This is a genomic window from Rhizobium sp. P2_G2 (genome assembly GCF_056403555.1).
In genome coordinates, this window is record NZ_JBFUFF010000007.1 from 23755 (window position 1) to 39762 (window position 16008).

Sequence of the window (16008 nt, forward strand, 5' to 3'; positions counted from 1 at the left end):
GTAAAAGGACTGCGCGGCTTTCGCGTTTCAAGGGAGGTTATCATGGCATCGAACAGGGAGTTGATTACGCGTGCCGTCGAGCGCTGGAACGCCGGCGATCTCGATGGCTATCTCAGGCTCTATGACGCGAATATCCGGCTGCACGGCTTCTCGCCGGAGCCGATGAATAAGGCAGGCGTGACAGAATTCTACAGGTCGGTTTTCGCAGGCCTGACCGAGCCGGGCAAACCTGCGCCCAAACTCGACATTGTCGACATGATTGAAGATGGCGACAAGATCGCTACGCGGTTCGTCATGTCCGGACGGCATTCGGGAACATTCATGAATGTTCCCGCCAGCGGCAACGACTATGTTCTGCCCGGAATGACAATCCTGCAGTTCGGCAATGGCGCCGTGATCGAACGCTGGTCGAGCGCCGACATGCTCGGCCTGATGGCCCAGATGGGCGCGATTGCGATGGCTGCCTGACCGGCGGCAAGCTGGCCAGGGTGTTGTTGGTGAAGGACCCTTCGAGGCCCCGTTCCACCCAAAGCCCAACCTATTTCCACACGTCATCTGGAGCCCGGTGCGATGCGCCGGGTTTTTTGTTGGGTACATCGCAGAAACCCGCTTGCCCTACGCCTTAAAAAGCCGTTAACTTTTTATCAAGGTGTCGCGCAGGTGACGCCATAGGATCTGTATCATATTGAAACATAAGTGAATTCGGCGGTCGCAAAATGAGTACATTGTCGATCGAAGTCAGGAAAGCCGAGCCGCGCGATGCGCGCGCCGTCTCCGATGTGCACCGGGTTTCCTGGCTGCAGTCCTATAGCGGCCTGATCCCGCACAAGGTGCTGCAGCAGATGCTGGAGCGCCGCGGCGAGGACTGGTGGCGCCGCGCCGCCCACGGAACCTCGACGCTTCTGGTCCTCGACATTGCCGGCCGGATCACCGGCTATGCCACGATCGGTCTCAATCGCGCCCGCGCCCTGCAGCAAGAAGGCGAGATCTACGAGATTTACCTGCTGCCGGAATTCCAGGGTACCGGGCTCGGCCACTATCTCTTCCGCGAATGCCGCAATGTGCTGAGCGGCCTCGGCTTTGCCGGGCTCGCCGCTTGGTGCCTGGAGGAAAGCGCCCACGCCGCCACCTTCTTCCGCGCCACCGGCGGCATGGACATTGCCGAGGGCATGGAGGATTTCGGCAGCGTGTCGCTGAAGAAACTCGGCTTCGTCTGGCCAGATTGAATATAGTAGGCGATATATCGCCTACTGTTGTTTTTCGGGGCCTGGAAAATTTGTCGATGGATCGTTGCCCGGTTCGGTTTTGGCGCCGTGGAAACTTGCCCGATCCCTGCCGCAAACAAAGCCAGCCGCCATCTCGTCGGCCACCTGCCGCGCTATTCCATTCGGATCGGGATTTTTTCGCGCATCGACATAGCCGATGACGCAGCCGCGCTTGTCATTTGGCTGGCCGACGCGCGAAATCACCAGCACCTGTCCCTCATGGCCTTTGTCGATCATGCCGGTGTCGGGATCGGGATTCTGGATGAAGAATCGCACGATCGCCGCATAAGGCTTGCCATCCGCGCCAAGCCGCCACTCGATCTTGCGGCCGGCATAGTTGAACGGGCCGAAGGTCTCGAACGCCCCGTCGATGATCGCCTGGTCGAGATAGCCGAAATGCAGGGTCTGACGCATATCGCCTTCCGCGTAATAAACCGGATAGTCTTTGTAGCCCCTGCAGCGCAGCGACACGAAGTCGGCCGGCCCGTCATTCGCATCGGGTTTCGCCATGGATTGGCAATGGTCGGTGTCGAGATCGGTATAGACACTTGCTCCTGCCAGGGCCAAAGCTGGCAGGAACGATGCAGCGAGGGCGCCTGCGGTCAGGATGGATCGTCTATAATACATCCATCACTCCCCGAACGAAGCGCTGAGATCAGACGCCTTGTCGCCGCGCTTGCCGTGATAGACGGCCTGATCCTTCTTGCAGCGGAAGCCCTGCGCGATGTCGTCGGCAACCTGGCGTGCAATGTCGTTGGCATCCTTGTTCGCAAGCGCATCGACCATGCCCACGACGCAGCCCGTCTCGTCTCCCGGCTGACCGACTTTCGAGATCACCAGGACCTGGCCTTTCAGCTTGTCGCTCGACATGCCTGTCGCCGGATCGATATTGGCGAGGAGGAAGCGGTGGATCGCCGCCCGTGGCACGCCCTGCGCATCCAGGCGCCACTCGATCTTCTCGGCAGCGCTGTTGAACGGCGTGAAGGATTCCCAATAGTTCGTGATCACATCCTGCGACAGGTGACCGTAATGGATGCTCACCCGCGCATCGCCTTCGTCATAGTAGACATCATAATCCCTGTAGCCGGGGCAGATCAGTTCGACCGAACCGGTTTCGGCATCGTTGTCGGCCTTTGCCGGATCGACCGGCTTGCACTTGTTATTCTGCAGCGGAAAGTCAGTGTAGACGCTCTCATTGGCGAAAGCCGGCGCTGCACCGATAAGGGCCACAAGGGCCAATGACACAATCCATCTCGACATTTCGTTCCCCCCGAATGCAATGACCTACTGATCAAAAAAATAGGTCTGGAAATCGGCCGCCTTATCCTCACGCTGGCCGTGATAATCCGCCTTGTCCTTGCCGCAGGCAAAGCCAGGCGCCAGATGATCGGCGACTTCCCGCGCCATCGCGTTGGCGTCCTTGTTGGCCAGCGCATCGACAAGGCCCACCACACAACCGGCTCGCCCGCCCGGCTGGCCGACCTTGGAGATTACCAGCACCTCGGCCCGCGGTTCCTTCCCATCTTCTCCACCGGAGCCGACATAGAACCGGTGGATCGCCGCAAACGGCCTGTCTTTCGCATCGATCCGCCACTCGATCTTATCGGCTGCACTGTTGAACGGCGAAAACGATTCCCACATGCTTGCCGTCGTGGTCCTGGCCGGATCGCCGTAATGCACCGTCGTCCGCTCGTCGTCGGTATGATACTCGACCGGATAGGCCTTGTAGCCCGGACAGATGACCGACATTACCCCGAGGTCGATGTCCTCCTGGGTCGCCGCATCGCCCACCTGCTTGCAGCTGCCATTGTCGATGTCGAGCACCGTATAGGCGCTCTCCGCCGCAACAGCCCCGCCAGCCATTGGAGGCGCAGTCAACAGTACGATTGCAAAGACAGAATGACGCATGAACCCGATCCTTGTTCAGCAGGGAAAACGGTCGAGCGTGCCGCTGTATTCATTCCCAACCCCGGCAGTTCAGGCCTTTCTTAAGCATCCGGCATCGTTCCGAAGAACAATATTGTTTTCCCTGGGGGATTCCTATATCGCGGTGCAATATCGCGGTCATTGGAGACTCCTATGCGTATAGACGCCATTGCCATCGGAAAGAACCCACCCGAAGACGTCAACGTGATCGTGGAAGTGCCGGTCGGCGGCCACCCGATCAAGTACGAGATGGACAAGGAAGCCGGCACGCTGGTGGTAGACCGTTTCCTCTACACGCCGATGACCTACCCGGGCAATTACGGCTTCGTGCCGCACACGCTCTCCGATGACGGCGACCCGATCGATGTGCTGATCGCCTCCACCCGCCCGCTGGTGCCGGGTTGCGTCATCAATGTCCGCCCCATCGGCGTGCTGATGATGGAAGACAATTCCGGCAAGGACGAGAAGATCATTGCCGTGCCGTCGCCGAAGCTGACGCTGCGCTATGAAAAGGTGCACGAATATACCGATATGCCGGAGATCACGCTCAAGCAGATCGAGCACTTCTTCGAGCATTACAAGGATCTGGAACCCGGCAAATGGGTGAAGGTATTCGGCTGGGAAGGTTCGGCCAAGGCCAAGGAACTGATCCTCGAATCCATCGACCGGGCCAATGCAGCAAAGACGGCCAAGTAAGCCGGAATATCCGAGTTTCTGCTGAAACCCTCCGGATCGCACTCGATCCGGAGGGTTTTTTCGTAGAGCCCGCTACAGGTACGCCGTGCCGTCAACCGCTCAGCCGTAGTTGTTGGCGACCCAGACGATCACTTGCTGCAGGAAAAAGATAATGACCAGAACGACGAGCGGCGACAGATCAAGCCCATTCATGTTCGGCAGGAAGCGGCGAATCGGCCGATAGACTGGCTCGGTGATCGCATAGAGCGCGCTGCCGATCTGATTGACGAACTGATTTCTCGTATTGATGACGTTGAATGCATAAAGCCAAGAGAAAATGGCTGAAACGATGACGAAGAACCACACTATGTTGAGAATGTAATTCAACGTGGAAAGAATGACGATCAGCATAGGGTCCTCTTGGTTTCCTCCGGCTGGACGGAGGGTTTGRAGTTGACAGACAGATAATCATTCGCTCTTTATCGGGCAAGAGCGCCCCGACGCGCTCGGTTCTCATGCTTAACGCGTGAATCCTTCACGAAAGTTGCGGTTATGAATGCTTCTACGGCGAACGACCGTTTTGCCGCCTTCCGGCATCGTTCCTATGTGCTGCTTTTCTTCGCGCGTTTCATGGCAGCCTTCGCCGCGGAAGTCATCTCGATCGCGGTCAGCTGGCAGATGTTCGCCGAGACGAAAAGTGCCTTCTATCTCGGCCTTGTCGGCCTGGTGCAGTTCCTGCCGTCGCTGCTGCTGATCCTGGTGACCGGTACGGTGATAGACCGATATAATCGCCGCGTCATCGTCTCGATCTGCATGATGGTCAGCGCGCTTTGCAGCGCCGCACTCCTGCTGATCACCCTGACCGGCTCATTTTCGCCGCTGCTGGTCTTCGTGATCCTCACCATCTTCGGCATCGAGCGCGCCTTCATGAGCCCGGCCGTGTCCTCGCTTTCGCCCAATCTCGTTCCGGCCGAGGATCTGCCGAATTCCTTCGCCTGGAACTCGTCGTCCTGGCAGGTCGCCTCGATTACCGGCCCTGTCGCCGGCGGCCTGCTCTACGGCATCGGTTCGTCGGTCGCCTATGTCGTCGCACTTGCCTTCATGATCGCCGGCGCGGTCCTTGTCTTCATGATCCCCAAGCCAGCACAGAAGACCATGGGCGAACCGACAAGCTGGACTTATCTGCTGGCGGGTTTCGGCTATATCAAGCGGCAGAAGATCGTGCTCGGCGCCATCTCGCTTGATCTCTTCGCGGTGCTGCTCGGCGGCGCGACAGCGCTGATGCCGATCTACGCATCGGAAATTCTCGTGCTTGGTCCGATCGGCCTCGGCATATTGCGCGCCGCCTCCGGCCTGGGCGCGATTGCCATGGCGCTTTACCTCGCCGCCTTCCCGATCCGCCGCTATTCCGGCTTCAAGATGTTTTCCGGCGTGGCGCTGTTCGGCGCTGCGACCATCGTCTTCGGCGTCTCCTCCTCGTTCGGGCTGTCGGTCGTTGCTCTGGCGCTGATGGGCGCCGGCGACATGATATCGGTCTATGTGCGCGAAACCCTGATCGCGCTCTGGACGCCGGACCACGTGCGCGGCCGGGTGAACGCCGTCAATTCGGTCTTCATCGGTGCGTCCAACGAACTTGGCGCATTCCGCGCCGGCTCGATGGCGGCCGTCTTCGGCGCCGTTCCCGCCGTCGTCATCGGTGGGCTGGGCACACTCGCGGTGTCGATCGCCTGGTCGCTGATCTTCCCGCAACTTCGCCGGATCGATACGCTGCAGGCGCCGAAGGGAGAGGAGATTGCGGTGAGCTGATCGTCAGGCCTGACTAAGCCGCCTGCACCAATCTGTGCCCGAAAACGGTGTCGAGCATATTGCCCATCCAGATCTTTAGCGCCGCATCATGCAGGAACCGCCCTTCGAGATGCCTGTCGCCGGTCTGCGCGTTCGGCAGCTCGAACCGATGCGCACCGCGCACCACCCAGCGCTGCATCATCACCCGTGTCAGCTCGCCGTGGAACTGCACGCCCCAGGCATTCTGACCATAGCGGATCGCCTGGTTCTCATAAGTGTGCCCGCGCGCAAGCAGCGTCGCGCCCGAGGGCAGGTCGAAACCCTCGCGGTGAAAATGATAGACCATGTTCGGCCAGTCCATCAGCTTGCGGCCGGCCTCGGTCGCTTCCAGCGGATACCAGCCGATTTCCGTGAACCCTTCGGTATGGCTGCCGACCTTGCCGCCGAGCTGCTTGACCAGCATCTGCGCACCAAGGCAAATGCCCAGGAACGGCCGGTTCTCCTTGAGCGGCACGGAGACCCAATCGATCTCCTCCTTGACATAATCATGCTCGTCATTGGCGCTCTGCGGGCCGCCGAAGACGATGGCGCCGGCATGATTGCGCAGCGTATGCGGCAGCTTCTGGCCGAGCGCCGGACGACGGATATCGAGCCTGTAGCCGCGCTCGACGAGCATCTGGCCGGCGCGGCCGGGTGTGGAGGTTTCCTGGTGGAGAACGATGAGGATGGGCCGGTCGTCGACCTTCTTGGTTCTTGGGGCAGCGCGCAGCATGATGGTCCGGACAGTCAGTGTTTCTGGCGGCCTTCCGCCTCCTGCCTGAGATCCACACGATCACGACCGGACACCCCGATCAGCTCCGCAATGCGCCAGACCAGATGGTCTTCGAGTTCGTTGCGATCGTTGTCCGCGTGAACGATCTGCCAGAGCATGGCGATGAATTCCGCTTTCTGGCGGTCATCAAGAGCCCGATTGATGCGCGATGTAAAGCGGAAAAGATCGACAGAATCCTCTTCCTCGCGCTTCGCTGCCTTCAGCATGGCCTCGAATTCGCCCTTGCTGAGGTTGAAATAGGAGCGGATCGCCGCCTCCAGCACATCATTCTCGACGTCGCGGATGATGCCGTCGGCCTGGATGACATGCAGCGCCAGTGCCACGATCGCGACGACGACAGTATCGGGCTCCTCCGCCGGTGCCTCGGCGGAGAGCGAATGCAGGAATGCCATCAGCCTATCGAACATCGCCCCTCGCTGTCAGAATAACCGAAAGCCGTTCTTTTCCGGCTGCTTGCCGGCCTTGACGCCCGGATCATCCGGCGCGCCGCCGAAGAACGGCTTGTCGTCAGCAGCCGCCTCTCGCGCCGGCACTGGCTTCTGCGCCTCTGCTTTCGGCGACGCCTCTGCCACGACAGCCGCTGTCGACACCTCCACGACCGGCTTGGCAGGAACGGCCTCGGCGGCGATGACAGGAGTTGTCTCCGTCGTCCGACCGTTCAACACCTCGGCAATCCTAGCGCTCTCAGGAGCCTTCACTTGATTGTAGCTTACCTTGGACTCTGGCGCCGGCTCGGTTTTGGCATCCGGAAGCTGGCGGAACGCTTCCGCGGCCTTGTTGAAATCCTTGCCTTCGATCGCAAGCGGTGCTGCTGCGACGGCGCGCTTCCATTCGAAGGCGTCGAGCCGGCCGCTGACCGGCGAGATCGGAAGCCAGTATGGCGACACCCGGCCGTCCGCCACCCATTCCGGATCGCGCTGCGCCCGCAGCGCCTGTGACAGCCAATGGCGCACGCGCGCCTGATCGCCGGTCTCGGCCTCCTCGATATCGGCCATCAGCATATAAATGCTCTCGCGCTCGTCGATCTTCGCCGCAGCTTCAGCCTTGCGGCGCGCAGTGGCGAAATCGCGTGCATCATAGGCAGCGGATGCAGAGGCGTAGAGCGCTTCGTAGGCTGTCGGCTGGATCGCCTCCAGCCGCTCCGCGCGACGCTGCTTGTCAGCCGCAGACGCGCCGCCGGCCGCGAGATACGCGGCGGCAAGTTCGGAATTCGGCGCCAGCCGCCAGACCTGTTCGAGCGTCGCCATCGCCTTGCGGCTGTTGTTCTCGCGCAGATAGGCTTTTGCCGCGATCGTCGCGGCCGGAATCAGCGCCGGCGCCAGCTTCAGCGCGGCACCCGCATCGTCGCGGGCGCCCTTCGGATCGCTTTCGAGCCGTGCCAGCGCCCGGCCGGTGAGCAGCACGGCCTTCTTGCGGTCATGCTGCTTGCGATCCATGCCGGCAAGCACGCGCTGCTGCTCCAAGAGCCGAATGGCATCGTCGAAGCGCCCCGCCTGCGCCCGATATTCGAGCGTGGCATCGGCGGCCCAGGGCAGATGCGGCGCCTTCTCCACTGCCTTTTCCGCATAGTGGCGGGCGGCCTCGTGCGCACCCAACCGCTGGGCTTCGAGATAGAGCCCGCGCAGGCCGAGTTCGCGGGTTTCGGGATCCTCGGCCATCGCCTCGAATTTCTTGCGCGCATCCTCGGTCTTGCCCTCGATCAGCGAGGCCTGGGCTTCGAGCAGATGAATGAGCGGCTCCTGGTCGGCTCGGATCAGTCCCTTGGTCCGATCCAGCATTTTCCGCGCCAGCGGCGCATCGCCCGAACCTACCGCAATCAGGCCGGTCGACAGCGCCTGGTAGCCGCGATCGCGCTTGCGGGCACGAAAATAGCGCGTCACCGAATGCGGCGAGGTCCAGATGGTGCGGATGAGCCACCAGGTAAACATGATGAGCGCGACGAGCACGACCAGCATGGTCGCCGCCACCATCAGGCTCATTTCGATGCGCTTGCCCTGCCAGATGACGAAGAGATCGCCCGGCCGTTCGGCGAGCCAGGAAAAGCCGAAACCCAGCGCCAGGATCACCAGGAAATAGATGAGGATACGGATCATGGTTCAGCCCTTGGTCTCGGTGCCCTGCACCGCCTTGGTCAGTGTCGAGCCGACCAGTTCTTCGACGCGGATGCGTGCGCTCAGCGACTTGGCATAATCAGCGGAGGCTTGCTTGCCTGCGGCTGGCAGCTTCTGCCATTCCGCATCGGCGCCCTTCAGGTCGCCATTGGTAAGCTTCGTCTCCATGCGCGCCACGATCGCCTCGGGCGTATCACCCTCGACATTGCCGACCGGCCGAACCTTTACGACGGAGAAGGCACTGGAAAGCAGCCGGTCGGTCAGGCTCTGGTTCGGATTGCCGGCATTGATCGCGCCGATAATGCGATCGGCGACATCGGAAAATTGCGCCACAAGATCGGTGCGCGAAGGCACGCCGGTCGCGGCAAAGGATTTCAGCTCCTTGACCGCCGGGTCATTGGCATCGATGCCGGCCAGCGTGTCGAGCTCGGCTGTGAACGGGCCGCCACGATCGATCGCCGCCTTCAGGCCGGCCGAGGCAATGGCAACGGCGACCTGGATATCGTCACGTGGCTCGCTCGTCTTCTTCTCCAGGGCTTCAAGCCTGAGCAGGAGCGCTGCCTTCATCTCATCTTCGGTCTTCTTCTGGTCGGCGAGTGCCGTCTTCAGCCCAGCGACCTCGTCGTTCAGCGCCGAAATCCGCGCGTCGGCATCAGCCGAGAGGCCGTTCGGCTGCGGCACGGTGGCGAGCTTCTTCTCGATCGCGGCGATCTTGTCGTTGACCGGAGTAAAATCGACCTCGGGCTTGGCTTCCTTCAGCGCCGCGACCGACGACTTCATCGCTTCGACATCGCCCGACAACATGTTGAGCGTGCCGGCCGTCTTGTCGTCAGACCCCATATTCGGCAGGACGCCCCAATATTGCAGGCCGGCGGCACCCGCCAGCACGACGACACCGACCACAAAGCTTGCGGCCAATAGCGAGCCGCGGCTGCCCTGTTGTGCCGCCGGCTGTTGCGATGGTTGAGGCTGCTCCGCCTGTGCAGTCTGCGGCTCCTCGGCCGCCTCCACCGGCTCGTCCGAAGGAGATGCCTTCACGTCCTCGTCGGTGCCTTCCGCCTCGCCGGGCGTGACAGGTTTCACCTCTTCCGGCGACAGATCGATGGTGCGCGGATCGTCATTGCTTTTGGAATGGCGGGTCGGGTCCGTGTCCATGGTAAGCCCTTCTTGGTTATGGTCAGAACCTTAGCGGAGCGCCGCCGCACCGCAAGGCCTTTCTGCCGCTTCCGCGGTCAGAGCAGATCGATGAGTTCGTCCTCGTCCGGATTCGTGCTGACGACGACACTTTCCCGCAATTCCTCCGGGACTGCATCGGCTATATTGCGACTGAGGCAAAAGAACAGCGTTTTCCTTAACGATTCCTTGCTTTGCCGAAAAATCTCCAGATCGAAGAAAGCCTTGGCATTCTCCCGCGAAAACAGAAACACGGCATCGACCGGCCGGTTCACCACGAGTTGCTGCAGCTTCGGCATCGGATAGACGATCGGCTCCATCTCGTAGATTTCCGCCGTCACGCAGTCGACATCATTGTCCCTGAGCGTTTCCTCGAAAATGCCGCTGCGCTTGTGGCCGGCGAGATAAAGGATCGGGTTGGTATCCAGCGAGCCCACGGCAAAACCAGCCACCTGCCCCGCCAGGTCGTTGCCGCTGCCGCTGGCGGAGATCACATCGGTGAAGCCGGCTTCCTTGGCGATTCGCGACGTCGCTTTGCCGACGGTGAACACCGTTACCCCGAGATAGGGCTTCAGATCCGGCCCGAGCGCCTGAAGGCAGCGCACCGCCTCGGCCGAGGTAATGGCCAGCGCCGAATATTTCGACCGCAAGGCATCTGAAAGATGCGGCAGATCGTGGATCGGCCGGAAGAGCGGAAACGCAACCGGCTCATGACCCAAAGCCGCCAGCTTTTCGGCCGTCTGCCTGGCCTGCAGTTCGGGCCGCACGATCAGCACACGCATTGGCTCTCAACTCCAGAATTCGAAAAAGGATGAGCCTGCCGCATTGCGGATATCCGCTCCGGCGGTCAGGCCGATGGTACGGCATTGTGACGCCGGCCCGCGGGCTGCGATCGAATGATGCCTGGCGCCGTCGGGTGTCAGGATCATGCCCGAAAAGACGAGATCGTCGCCCTCGATCACCGCATAACCGGCGATCGGCGTACGGCATGAGCCGTCGAGCACTTCGAGAAAAGCCCGCTCGCAAGTGACCGCGGCGAAGGTGGGCGCGTGGTTGACGGCAGCAAGCAATTCACCGACGCGACCATCGCCGGTCCGCGCTTCGACACAGATGGCGCCTTGCGCCGGCGCCGGCGGAAAAATCTCCGGGTCGAGAAGCTCGGTCGCCACCTCCGGCTTGCCGAGCCGCTTCAGGCCGGCATAAGCGAGCAAAGTGGCATCCGCTTCGCCGTCAGCCAGCTTCCTCAGTCGCGTATCGACCAGTCCGCGGAATATCTTGACGTTCAGGTCCGGCCTGAGCTTGCGCACCAGTGCCTGCCGTCGCAATGACGCAGTGCCGACCATGGCGCCTTCCGGCAGCTCCATCAGGCGCGGCGCGGCGCGGCCGATAAAGGCATCGCGAAAATCCTCGCGCGGCAGATAGGCGGCAATCTCAAGCCCTGCCGGCAGGAGGGTCGCCATATCCTTGGAGGAATGCACGGCGAAATCGAGTTCGCCTGATTTCRGCTGCTCTTCCAGCTCGAAGGTGAACAGGCCCTTGCCGCCGATCTCGGCCAGCGAACGATCGGTGACGCGGTCGCCACGGGTCGAGAGCGGCACGACCTCGAATGCCTCTTCCGGCAGGCTATGGGCCGCCATCAGCCGGTCGCGCACCTCATGTGCTTGCTTGAGCGCGAGCGGACTGCCTCTTGTGCCGATCCTGAAAGGTTTTATATGCATCCGCAGAATCCACTATAATCGGCTTCCCACTATCCGTCTTTCCATGCTTCCGCAATCGGACAAAAGGGCTAACACCATTCCCACGCGCGTTCTCGGCATTGAAACCAGCTGCGACGAAACGGCCGCGGCCGTCGTCGAGCGCGCAGCCGATGGCAGCGGCCGGATCGTCGCCGATGTCGTGCTCTCCCAGCTCGACGAACATGCGGCCTATGGCGGCGTGGTGCCGGAGATCGCCGCCCGCGCCCATGTTGAGGCTCTCGATACGCTGATCGCTGAGGCTCTGGCTCGCGCGGGAACGACATTGGATGACATCGACGCGATCGCCGCCACCTCCGGTCCCGGCCTGATCGGCGGCCTGCTGGTCGGCCTGATGACCGGCAAGGCGATCGCCATGGCATCCGGCAAGCCGCTCTACGCCATCAACCATCTCGAAGGTCACGCGCTGACCGCGCGGCTGACGGATGGGCTTGCCTTCCCCTACCTGCTGCTGCTCGTCTCTGGCGGCCATACGCAGCTCATCCTCGTCAAGGGCGTCGGCGACTACGAGCGCTGGGGCACGACGATCGACGATGCGCTGGGCGAGGCCTTCGACAAAACCGCCAAACTGCTCGGCCTGCCCTATCCCGGCGGCCCGGCGGTCGAGAAGGCGGCGCGGGACGGCGACCCCGAGCGCTTCGTCTTCCCGCGGCCATTGGTGGGCGAAGCAAGACTCGATTTCTCCTTCTCCGGCCTGAAGACGGCGGTGCGGCAGGCGGCAGAATCGATCGCCCCGGTGACCGACAGGGACATTGCCGATATCTGCGCCTCCTTCCAGAATGCGGTGAGCCGCACGATGCGCGACCGTATCGGCCGCGGCTTGCAGCGTTTCCGCGAACGCTTTCCCGACGTCCGCGAGCGGGCGCTGGTCGTTGCCGGCGGCGTCGCCGCCAATCGCGAACTGCGCGGCACCCTGCAGGCAATTTCCGACAAATACGGCTTCCGTTTCATCGCTCCGCCGATGGCGCTCTGCACCGACAATGCCGCCATGATCGCCTGGGCCGGGCTGGAGCGGATGGCCGAAGGTTTTGGGCCCGACGATCTCACAGTTGCGCCGCGCTCACGCTGGCCGCTCGACCAGAATGCCGAAACGCTGCTGGGTTCCGGCAAACGCGGGGCCAAAGCATGAAGGAAAGCATTGTCATCGTCGGCTCCGGGGCTTTCGGCACGGCACTCACCGCCGCCGCTGCGATCTCCGACAATGCCGAGGTCACATTGCTCTGCCGCGACCCGGATCTTGCGCGCACCATGGCCGCAACGCATGTCAATGCCCGCAACCTGCCCGGCATCAGCCTACCGGACAATATACGCTACACGGCAGACGCGATGGTCCTTGAGGACGCTTCGGTGGTGCTCTTCGTCATGCCGAGCCAGATGCAAGGCGAAGCAGCACACCACCTCGCCGGCCATCTCCGCCAGCAGCAATCGATCGTCACCTGCGCCAAGGGCATCGACAAGATGACCGGCCGGCTGCTGACCGAGGTGCTGGAGGCGGAGCTACCAGGCCATTCGATCTCGGTGCTGTCGGGTCCCGGCTTCGCCGCCGATATCGCGCGCGGCCTGCCGACAGCCATGGTGATTGCCTCGCCCGAGCTCGACGAGGCCGAGCGTATCGCCAGGCTGATCTCCGGCCCCACCTTCCGGCTTTATCCGTCGGATGACCGCATCGGCGTGCAGCTCGGCGGCGCGCTTAAGAATGTTCTGGCGATCGCCTGCGGCATCGTCGAAGGCGCGGGGCTCGGCGATTCGGCACGCGCAGCGCTGATTTCGCGCGGGCTCGCCGAGATGTCGCGCTTCGTCGAAGCATTTGGCGGCAGATCGGAGACCGTGCGCGGCCTTTCCGGTCTTGGCGATCTCGTGCTGACCGCCACCAGCCACCAGTCGCGTAACCTGCGCTTCGGCATCGAGACCGGCCGCACCGGCCGTGCCACGCTTCCGTCCGGCGAACTCGTGGAAGGCGCGCATGCCGCAGCCATCGCCGCACGGCTTTCGGCCGAACGCGGCATTGATATGCCGGTGACAAATGCGGTCGCTTCGATCATAGAAGGACAACTTGATGTGAAGACCGCGATGGCGGCATTGATGTCCCGCCCCATCACCACCGAATGAAAGGAATGACCATGCTCTTCGCCTTCGTCTGCCAGGATAAACCCAATGCCCTGCAATTGCGGATRGATACACGACCGGTGCATGTCGAATGGCTGAACAAGATCAATGCCGAAGGCACGCTGGCTTTCGCCGGTCCCTTTCTGGATGCCGACAGCAAGCCGAACGGCAGCCTGGTGGTGGTGAAAGCCGAAAACCTGGAAGAGGCCAAGGCGATTTCCGCCGCCGACCCCTATGCCCAGGCCGGCCTGTTCGCTTCCGTCGACATCCGCCCGTGGAACTGGACCTTCAACAAGGCGGAAGGGTTCTGATCATGGCCGCCTATTGGCTGTTCAAATCCGAACCGTTCAAATTTTCCTGGCAGATGCTCAAGGACAAGGGCGAGGCCGGTCAGGAATGGGATGGCGTGCGCAATTATGCCGCCCGCAACAATATGTGCGCCATGAAGATCGGCGACAAAGGCTTCTTCTATCATTCCAACGAGGGCCTGGAGATCGTCGGCATCGCTGAGGTCTGCGCGCTGGCACATCCCGATTCGACCGCCGATGCGCCGACATGGGAATGCGTCGACATCCGCGCCGTGGTCGACTTACCGAAGCCCGTGACGCTTGATACGGTGAAGAACACCGCCTCGCTCTCCGAAATGGCCCTGGTCAAGCTCTCCCGCCTCTCCGTCCAGCCGGTCACCGAGAAGGAATATCTCGAAATCTGCAGGATGGGCGGCCTGGAGAAACCACCGCTTTCTCCATGAAGACCGATCCGGTCCGCTTCATCCTCGACAATACCGCGATCATGACGCCGCCGCATGTGCCGGAAATCCGGCTGCATCTCGCCGACGAAGCGCATGATCTCTGGCTGAAGACCGAGGCGGAACTGGAAGAAATCGGCCTGCCGCCGCCCTTCTGGGCCTTCGCCTGGGCCGGTGGACAGGGGCTGGCGCGCTATATCCTTGATCATCCCGAGGCGGTAGCCGGCAAGCGTGTGCTCGATTTCGCCACCGGTTCGGGACTCCTCGCGATCGTGGCGGTCAAGGCAGGCGCCGGGTCGGTTCAGGCCATCGACATCGATCCCTGGACTGGTCACGCGGTCAGCCTGAACAGCCGGCTCAACCAGGTCGAGATCGCCTTTTCCAATGCCGACATCATCGGCACGACAATCGACGCCGATATCCTGCTGGCCGGCGACGTTTTTTACGACAAGTCTTTCGCCGAGCGGCTGATCCCGTGGTTTGAAGCACTCGTCGAAACCGGCAAGACCGTCATCGTCGGTGATCCCGGCCGCAGCTATTGCCCGCGTCAGCGGATGCAGGCCCTTGCGACTTATGAGGTCCCGGTAACGCGGGCGCTGGAAGACGCCGAGGTCAAAAAGACGACCGTATGGCGGTTTGCCTGAGCCGTAGATGCGGTTAACGATACCGAGATCAAAGCAACGAATCCAAGGACTGACCGCATGGGGATCTTCGACGGCCTCATCCCGCAAAAGCCGTATCGTCCGCCGCCGCTGGAGCCCGGCACGCCGCCACAGTCCTATTCGGTTTTCACCCGCGAATTCGATGAAATCATCACCGGCGAAGACATCCAGCAAATTCTGACGCCGTCGCGTGACCTCATCAATGTCCGTTTCGATGCGGCGATCCAGGATTTTCAGCGACGCTTCCAGCGCGAGCGGCTGGAAATACTCGAATCCTCCCTGCCGTTGGTTCGTGCGCTGGCTGCACACTATCCGCAGGCCGAGCGCGAGCAGATGGCGGTCACCCTGCTGATCGACCATTCCGCGGTGATGCGTGGGCTGAAAATGCTGTCGGCGCTGGTCGCGGTTGAATGTGCGATCTCGGTTCTCGACCAATGCAGCATCCGCTCGGAAATTCTCGGCTTCACGACACGCGGTGTCGATGGCGGCCAATCACGCAAGAAATGGCGCAAAGCCCGCTCACCCACCAATCCCGGCCGGCTCTGTGACCTCCGCCATATGATCTACAAGTCCGCGGACCAGTCGACCGGCTGGCAGCGCAATCTCATCTTTGCCCTACACCCCGACGTGCCCGGTGACAATATCGATGGCGAAGCGCTGGAATGGGCCGTCTCGCGACTGGAGAAAGGTGACTGGCAGAAGCGGGTCGTCTGCTTTCTCTCCAACGCGTTACCTTCCGACGAATCGGGGCTGGCGGAGAATGTCGATCCGCAACTTCTTCGCAATCACCTCACCCTGGCGGAAGAGGCCGCGCAAAAATCTGGTGTCGGTGTCGGCTATCTCCTCTTGACCGGCGAAGCGAGGGAGCGTGACTTCCGCTTTTCCGAAATCGGCATCGAGCCCGAATCGGCCGGCAAGGGCCTGTTGCGGCTCATCGGGAAGATGCTGTCGCCGATAACGGATCGCTAACC

Annotated in this window: 20 protein-coding genes; 10 read left to right on the top strand and 10 right to left on the bottom strand. The window is 61.8% G+C overall.

The window, feature by feature from the left end:
• Window positions 1-42: 42 nt before the first annotated feature.
• Window positions 43-468, top strand: coding sequence for an ester cyclase (locus tag AC1D06_RS08265; protein WP_477874905.1), 426 nt, complete (start codon window positions 43-45; stop codon window positions 466-468).
• Between the two features lie 248 nt (window positions 469-716).
• On the top strand, window positions 717-1226 hold the full coding sequence (locus AC1D06_RS08270; RefSeq protein ID WP_477985873.1) for an N-acetyltransferase family protein: 510 nt from the start codon (window positions 717-719) through the stop codon (window positions 1224-1226).
• Between the two features lie 21 nt (window positions 1227-1247).
• Here the strand turns inward: AC1D06_RS08270 and AC1D06_RS08275 are convergent, their stop codons facing one another.
• From AC1D06_RS08275 to AC1D06_RS08285, 3 genes are read right to left on the bottom strand one after another with little or no spacing between them, the layout of a single operon-like run.
• Complete coding sequence (locus AC1D06_RS08275) at window positions 1248-1892, bottom strand: hypothetical protein (protein ID WP_477985874.1); 645 nt, start codon at window positions 1890-1892, stop codon at window positions 1248-1250.
• 3 nt (window positions 1893-1895) lie between these two features.
• A complete protein-coding gene (locus AC1D06_RS08280; protein WP_477874900.1) occupies window positions 1896-2525 on the bottom strand; it encodes a hypothetical protein in 630 nt (209 codons plus the stop codon).
• 24 nt (window positions 2526-2549) lie between these two features.
• Entirely contained in the window at window positions 2550-3173 is a 624-nt protein-coding gene (locus AC1D06_RS08285; protein WP_477874898.1) for a hypothetical protein, read from the bottom strand.
• 171 nt (window positions 3174-3344) lie between these two features.
• Between AC1D06_RS08285 and ppa the strand changes: the two genes are divergently transcribed.
• Window positions 3345-3887, top strand: coding sequence for an inorganic diphosphatase (gene ppa, locus AC1D06_RS08290; protein ID WP_477874896.1), 543 nt, complete (start codon window positions 3345-3347; stop codon window positions 3885-3887).
• A 99-nt stretch (window positions 3888-3986) separates the two neighbouring features.
• On the opposite strand, the gene AC1D06_RS08295 is transcribed toward ppa, so the two are convergent.
• The gene (locus AC1D06_RS08295; RefSeq protein WP_477874894.1) at window positions 3987-4277 is read right to left on the bottom strand and encodes a YggT family protein; all 291 of its coding nucleotides are present in this window, start codon (window positions 4275-4277) and stop codon (window positions 3987-3989) included.
• Window positions 4278-4418: 141 nt separating this feature from the next.
• Here AC1D06_RS08295 and AC1D06_RS08300 point away from each other — a divergent pair, with 141 nt between their 5' ends.
• Entirely contained in the window at window positions 4419-5672 is a 1254-nt protein-coding gene (locus AC1D06_RS08300; RefSeq protein ID WP_477874892.1) for an MFS transporter, read from the top strand.
• A 13-nt stretch (window positions 5673-5685) separates the two neighbouring features.
• Here AC1D06_RS08300 and AC1D06_RS08305 read toward each other — a convergent pair whose 3' ends face one another.
• The 6 genes from AC1D06_RS08305 to hemC form a co-directional block, all read right to left on the bottom strand.
• On the bottom strand, window positions 5686-6423 hold the full coding sequence (locus AC1D06_RS08305) for a glutamine amidotransferase (protein WP_477874890.1): 738 nt from the start codon (window positions 6421-6423) through the stop codon (window positions 5686-5688).
• A 14-nt stretch (window positions 6424-6437) separates the two neighbouring features.
• Window positions 6438-6875, bottom strand: a complete 438-nt coding sequence (locus AC1D06_RS08310) for a tellurite resistance TerB family protein (protein WP_477874888.1) — start codon at window positions 6873-6875, stop codon at window positions 6438-6440.
• A gap of 27 nt (window positions 6876-6902) precedes the next feature.
• Window positions 6903-8576, bottom strand: a complete 1674-nt coding sequence (locus AC1D06_RS08315) for a heme biosynthesis HemY N-terminal domain-containing protein (protein WP_477985875.1) — start codon at window positions 8574-8576, stop codon at window positions 6903-6905.
• A 3-nt stretch (window positions 8577-8579) separates the two neighbouring features.
• Window positions 8580-9749 (bottom strand): COG4223 family protein, encoded by a 1170-nt coding sequence (locus AC1D06_RS08320; RefSeq protein ID WP_477985876.1) that lies wholly within the window; start codon window positions 9747-9749, stop codon window positions 8580-8582.
• Window positions 9750-9826: 77 nt separating this feature from the next.
• Complete coding sequence (locus AC1D06_RS08325; RefSeq protein ID WP_477985877.1) at window positions 9827-10549, bottom strand: uroporphyrinogen-III synthase; 723 nt, start codon at window positions 10547-10549, stop codon at window positions 9827-9829.
• Between the two features lie 6 nt (window positions 10550-10555).
• Entirely contained in the window at window positions 10556-11485 is a 930-nt protein-coding gene (gene hemC / locus AC1D06_RS08330; RefSeq protein ID WP_477985878.1) for a hydroxymethylbilane synthase, read from the bottom strand.
• 43 nt (window positions 11486-11528) lie between these two features.
• Here hemC and tsaD point away from each other — a divergent pair, with 43 nt between their 5' ends.
• The 6 genes from tsaD to AC1D06_RS08360 are packed head-to-tail and all read left to right on the top strand — an operon-like array spanning window position 11529 to window position 16006.
• On the top strand, window positions 11529-12650 hold the full coding sequence (gene tsaD / locus AC1D06_RS08335) for a tRNA (adenosine(37)-N6)-threonylcarbamoyltransferase complex transferase subunit TsaD (RefSeq protein WP_477985879.1): 1122 nt from the start codon (window positions 11529-11531) through the stop codon (window positions 12648-12650).
• Window positions 12647-13630, top strand: a complete 984-nt coding sequence (locus tag AC1D06_RS08340) for an NAD(P)H-dependent glycerol-3-phosphate dehydrogenase (protein WP_477874877.1) — start codon at window positions 12647-12649, stop codon at window positions 13628-13630. The genes tsaD and AC1D06_RS08340 overlap by 4 nt, the downstream gene beginning before the upstream one ends.
• A gap of 11 nt (window positions 13631-13641) precedes the next feature.
• Entirely contained in the window at window positions 13642-13938 is a 297-nt protein-coding gene (locus AC1D06_RS08345) for a YciI-like protein (RefSeq protein ID WP_477985969.1), read from the top strand.
• A 2-nt stretch (window positions 13939-13940) separates the two neighbouring features.
• Window positions 13941-14378: an EVE domain-containing protein gene (locus tag AC1D06_RS08350; protein ID WP_477985880.1), complete on the top strand. Its 438-nt coding sequence runs from the start codon at window positions 13941-13943 to the stop codon at window positions 14376-14378.
• On the top strand, window positions 14375-15019 hold the full coding sequence (locus AC1D06_RS08355; RefSeq protein WP_477985881.1) for a class I SAM-dependent methyltransferase: 645 nt from the start codon (window positions 14375-14377) through the stop codon (window positions 15017-15019). Before AC1D06_RS08350 ends, AC1D06_RS08355 begins: the two co-directional genes overlap by 4 nt.
• 57 nt (window positions 15020-15076) lie before the next feature.
• On the top strand, window positions 15077-16006 hold the full coding sequence (locus AC1D06_RS08360; protein WP_477985882.1) for a cobaltochelatase CobT-related protein: 930 nt from the start codon (window positions 15077-15079) through the stop codon (window positions 16004-16006).
• Window positions 16007-16008 lie beyond the last annotated feature (2 nt).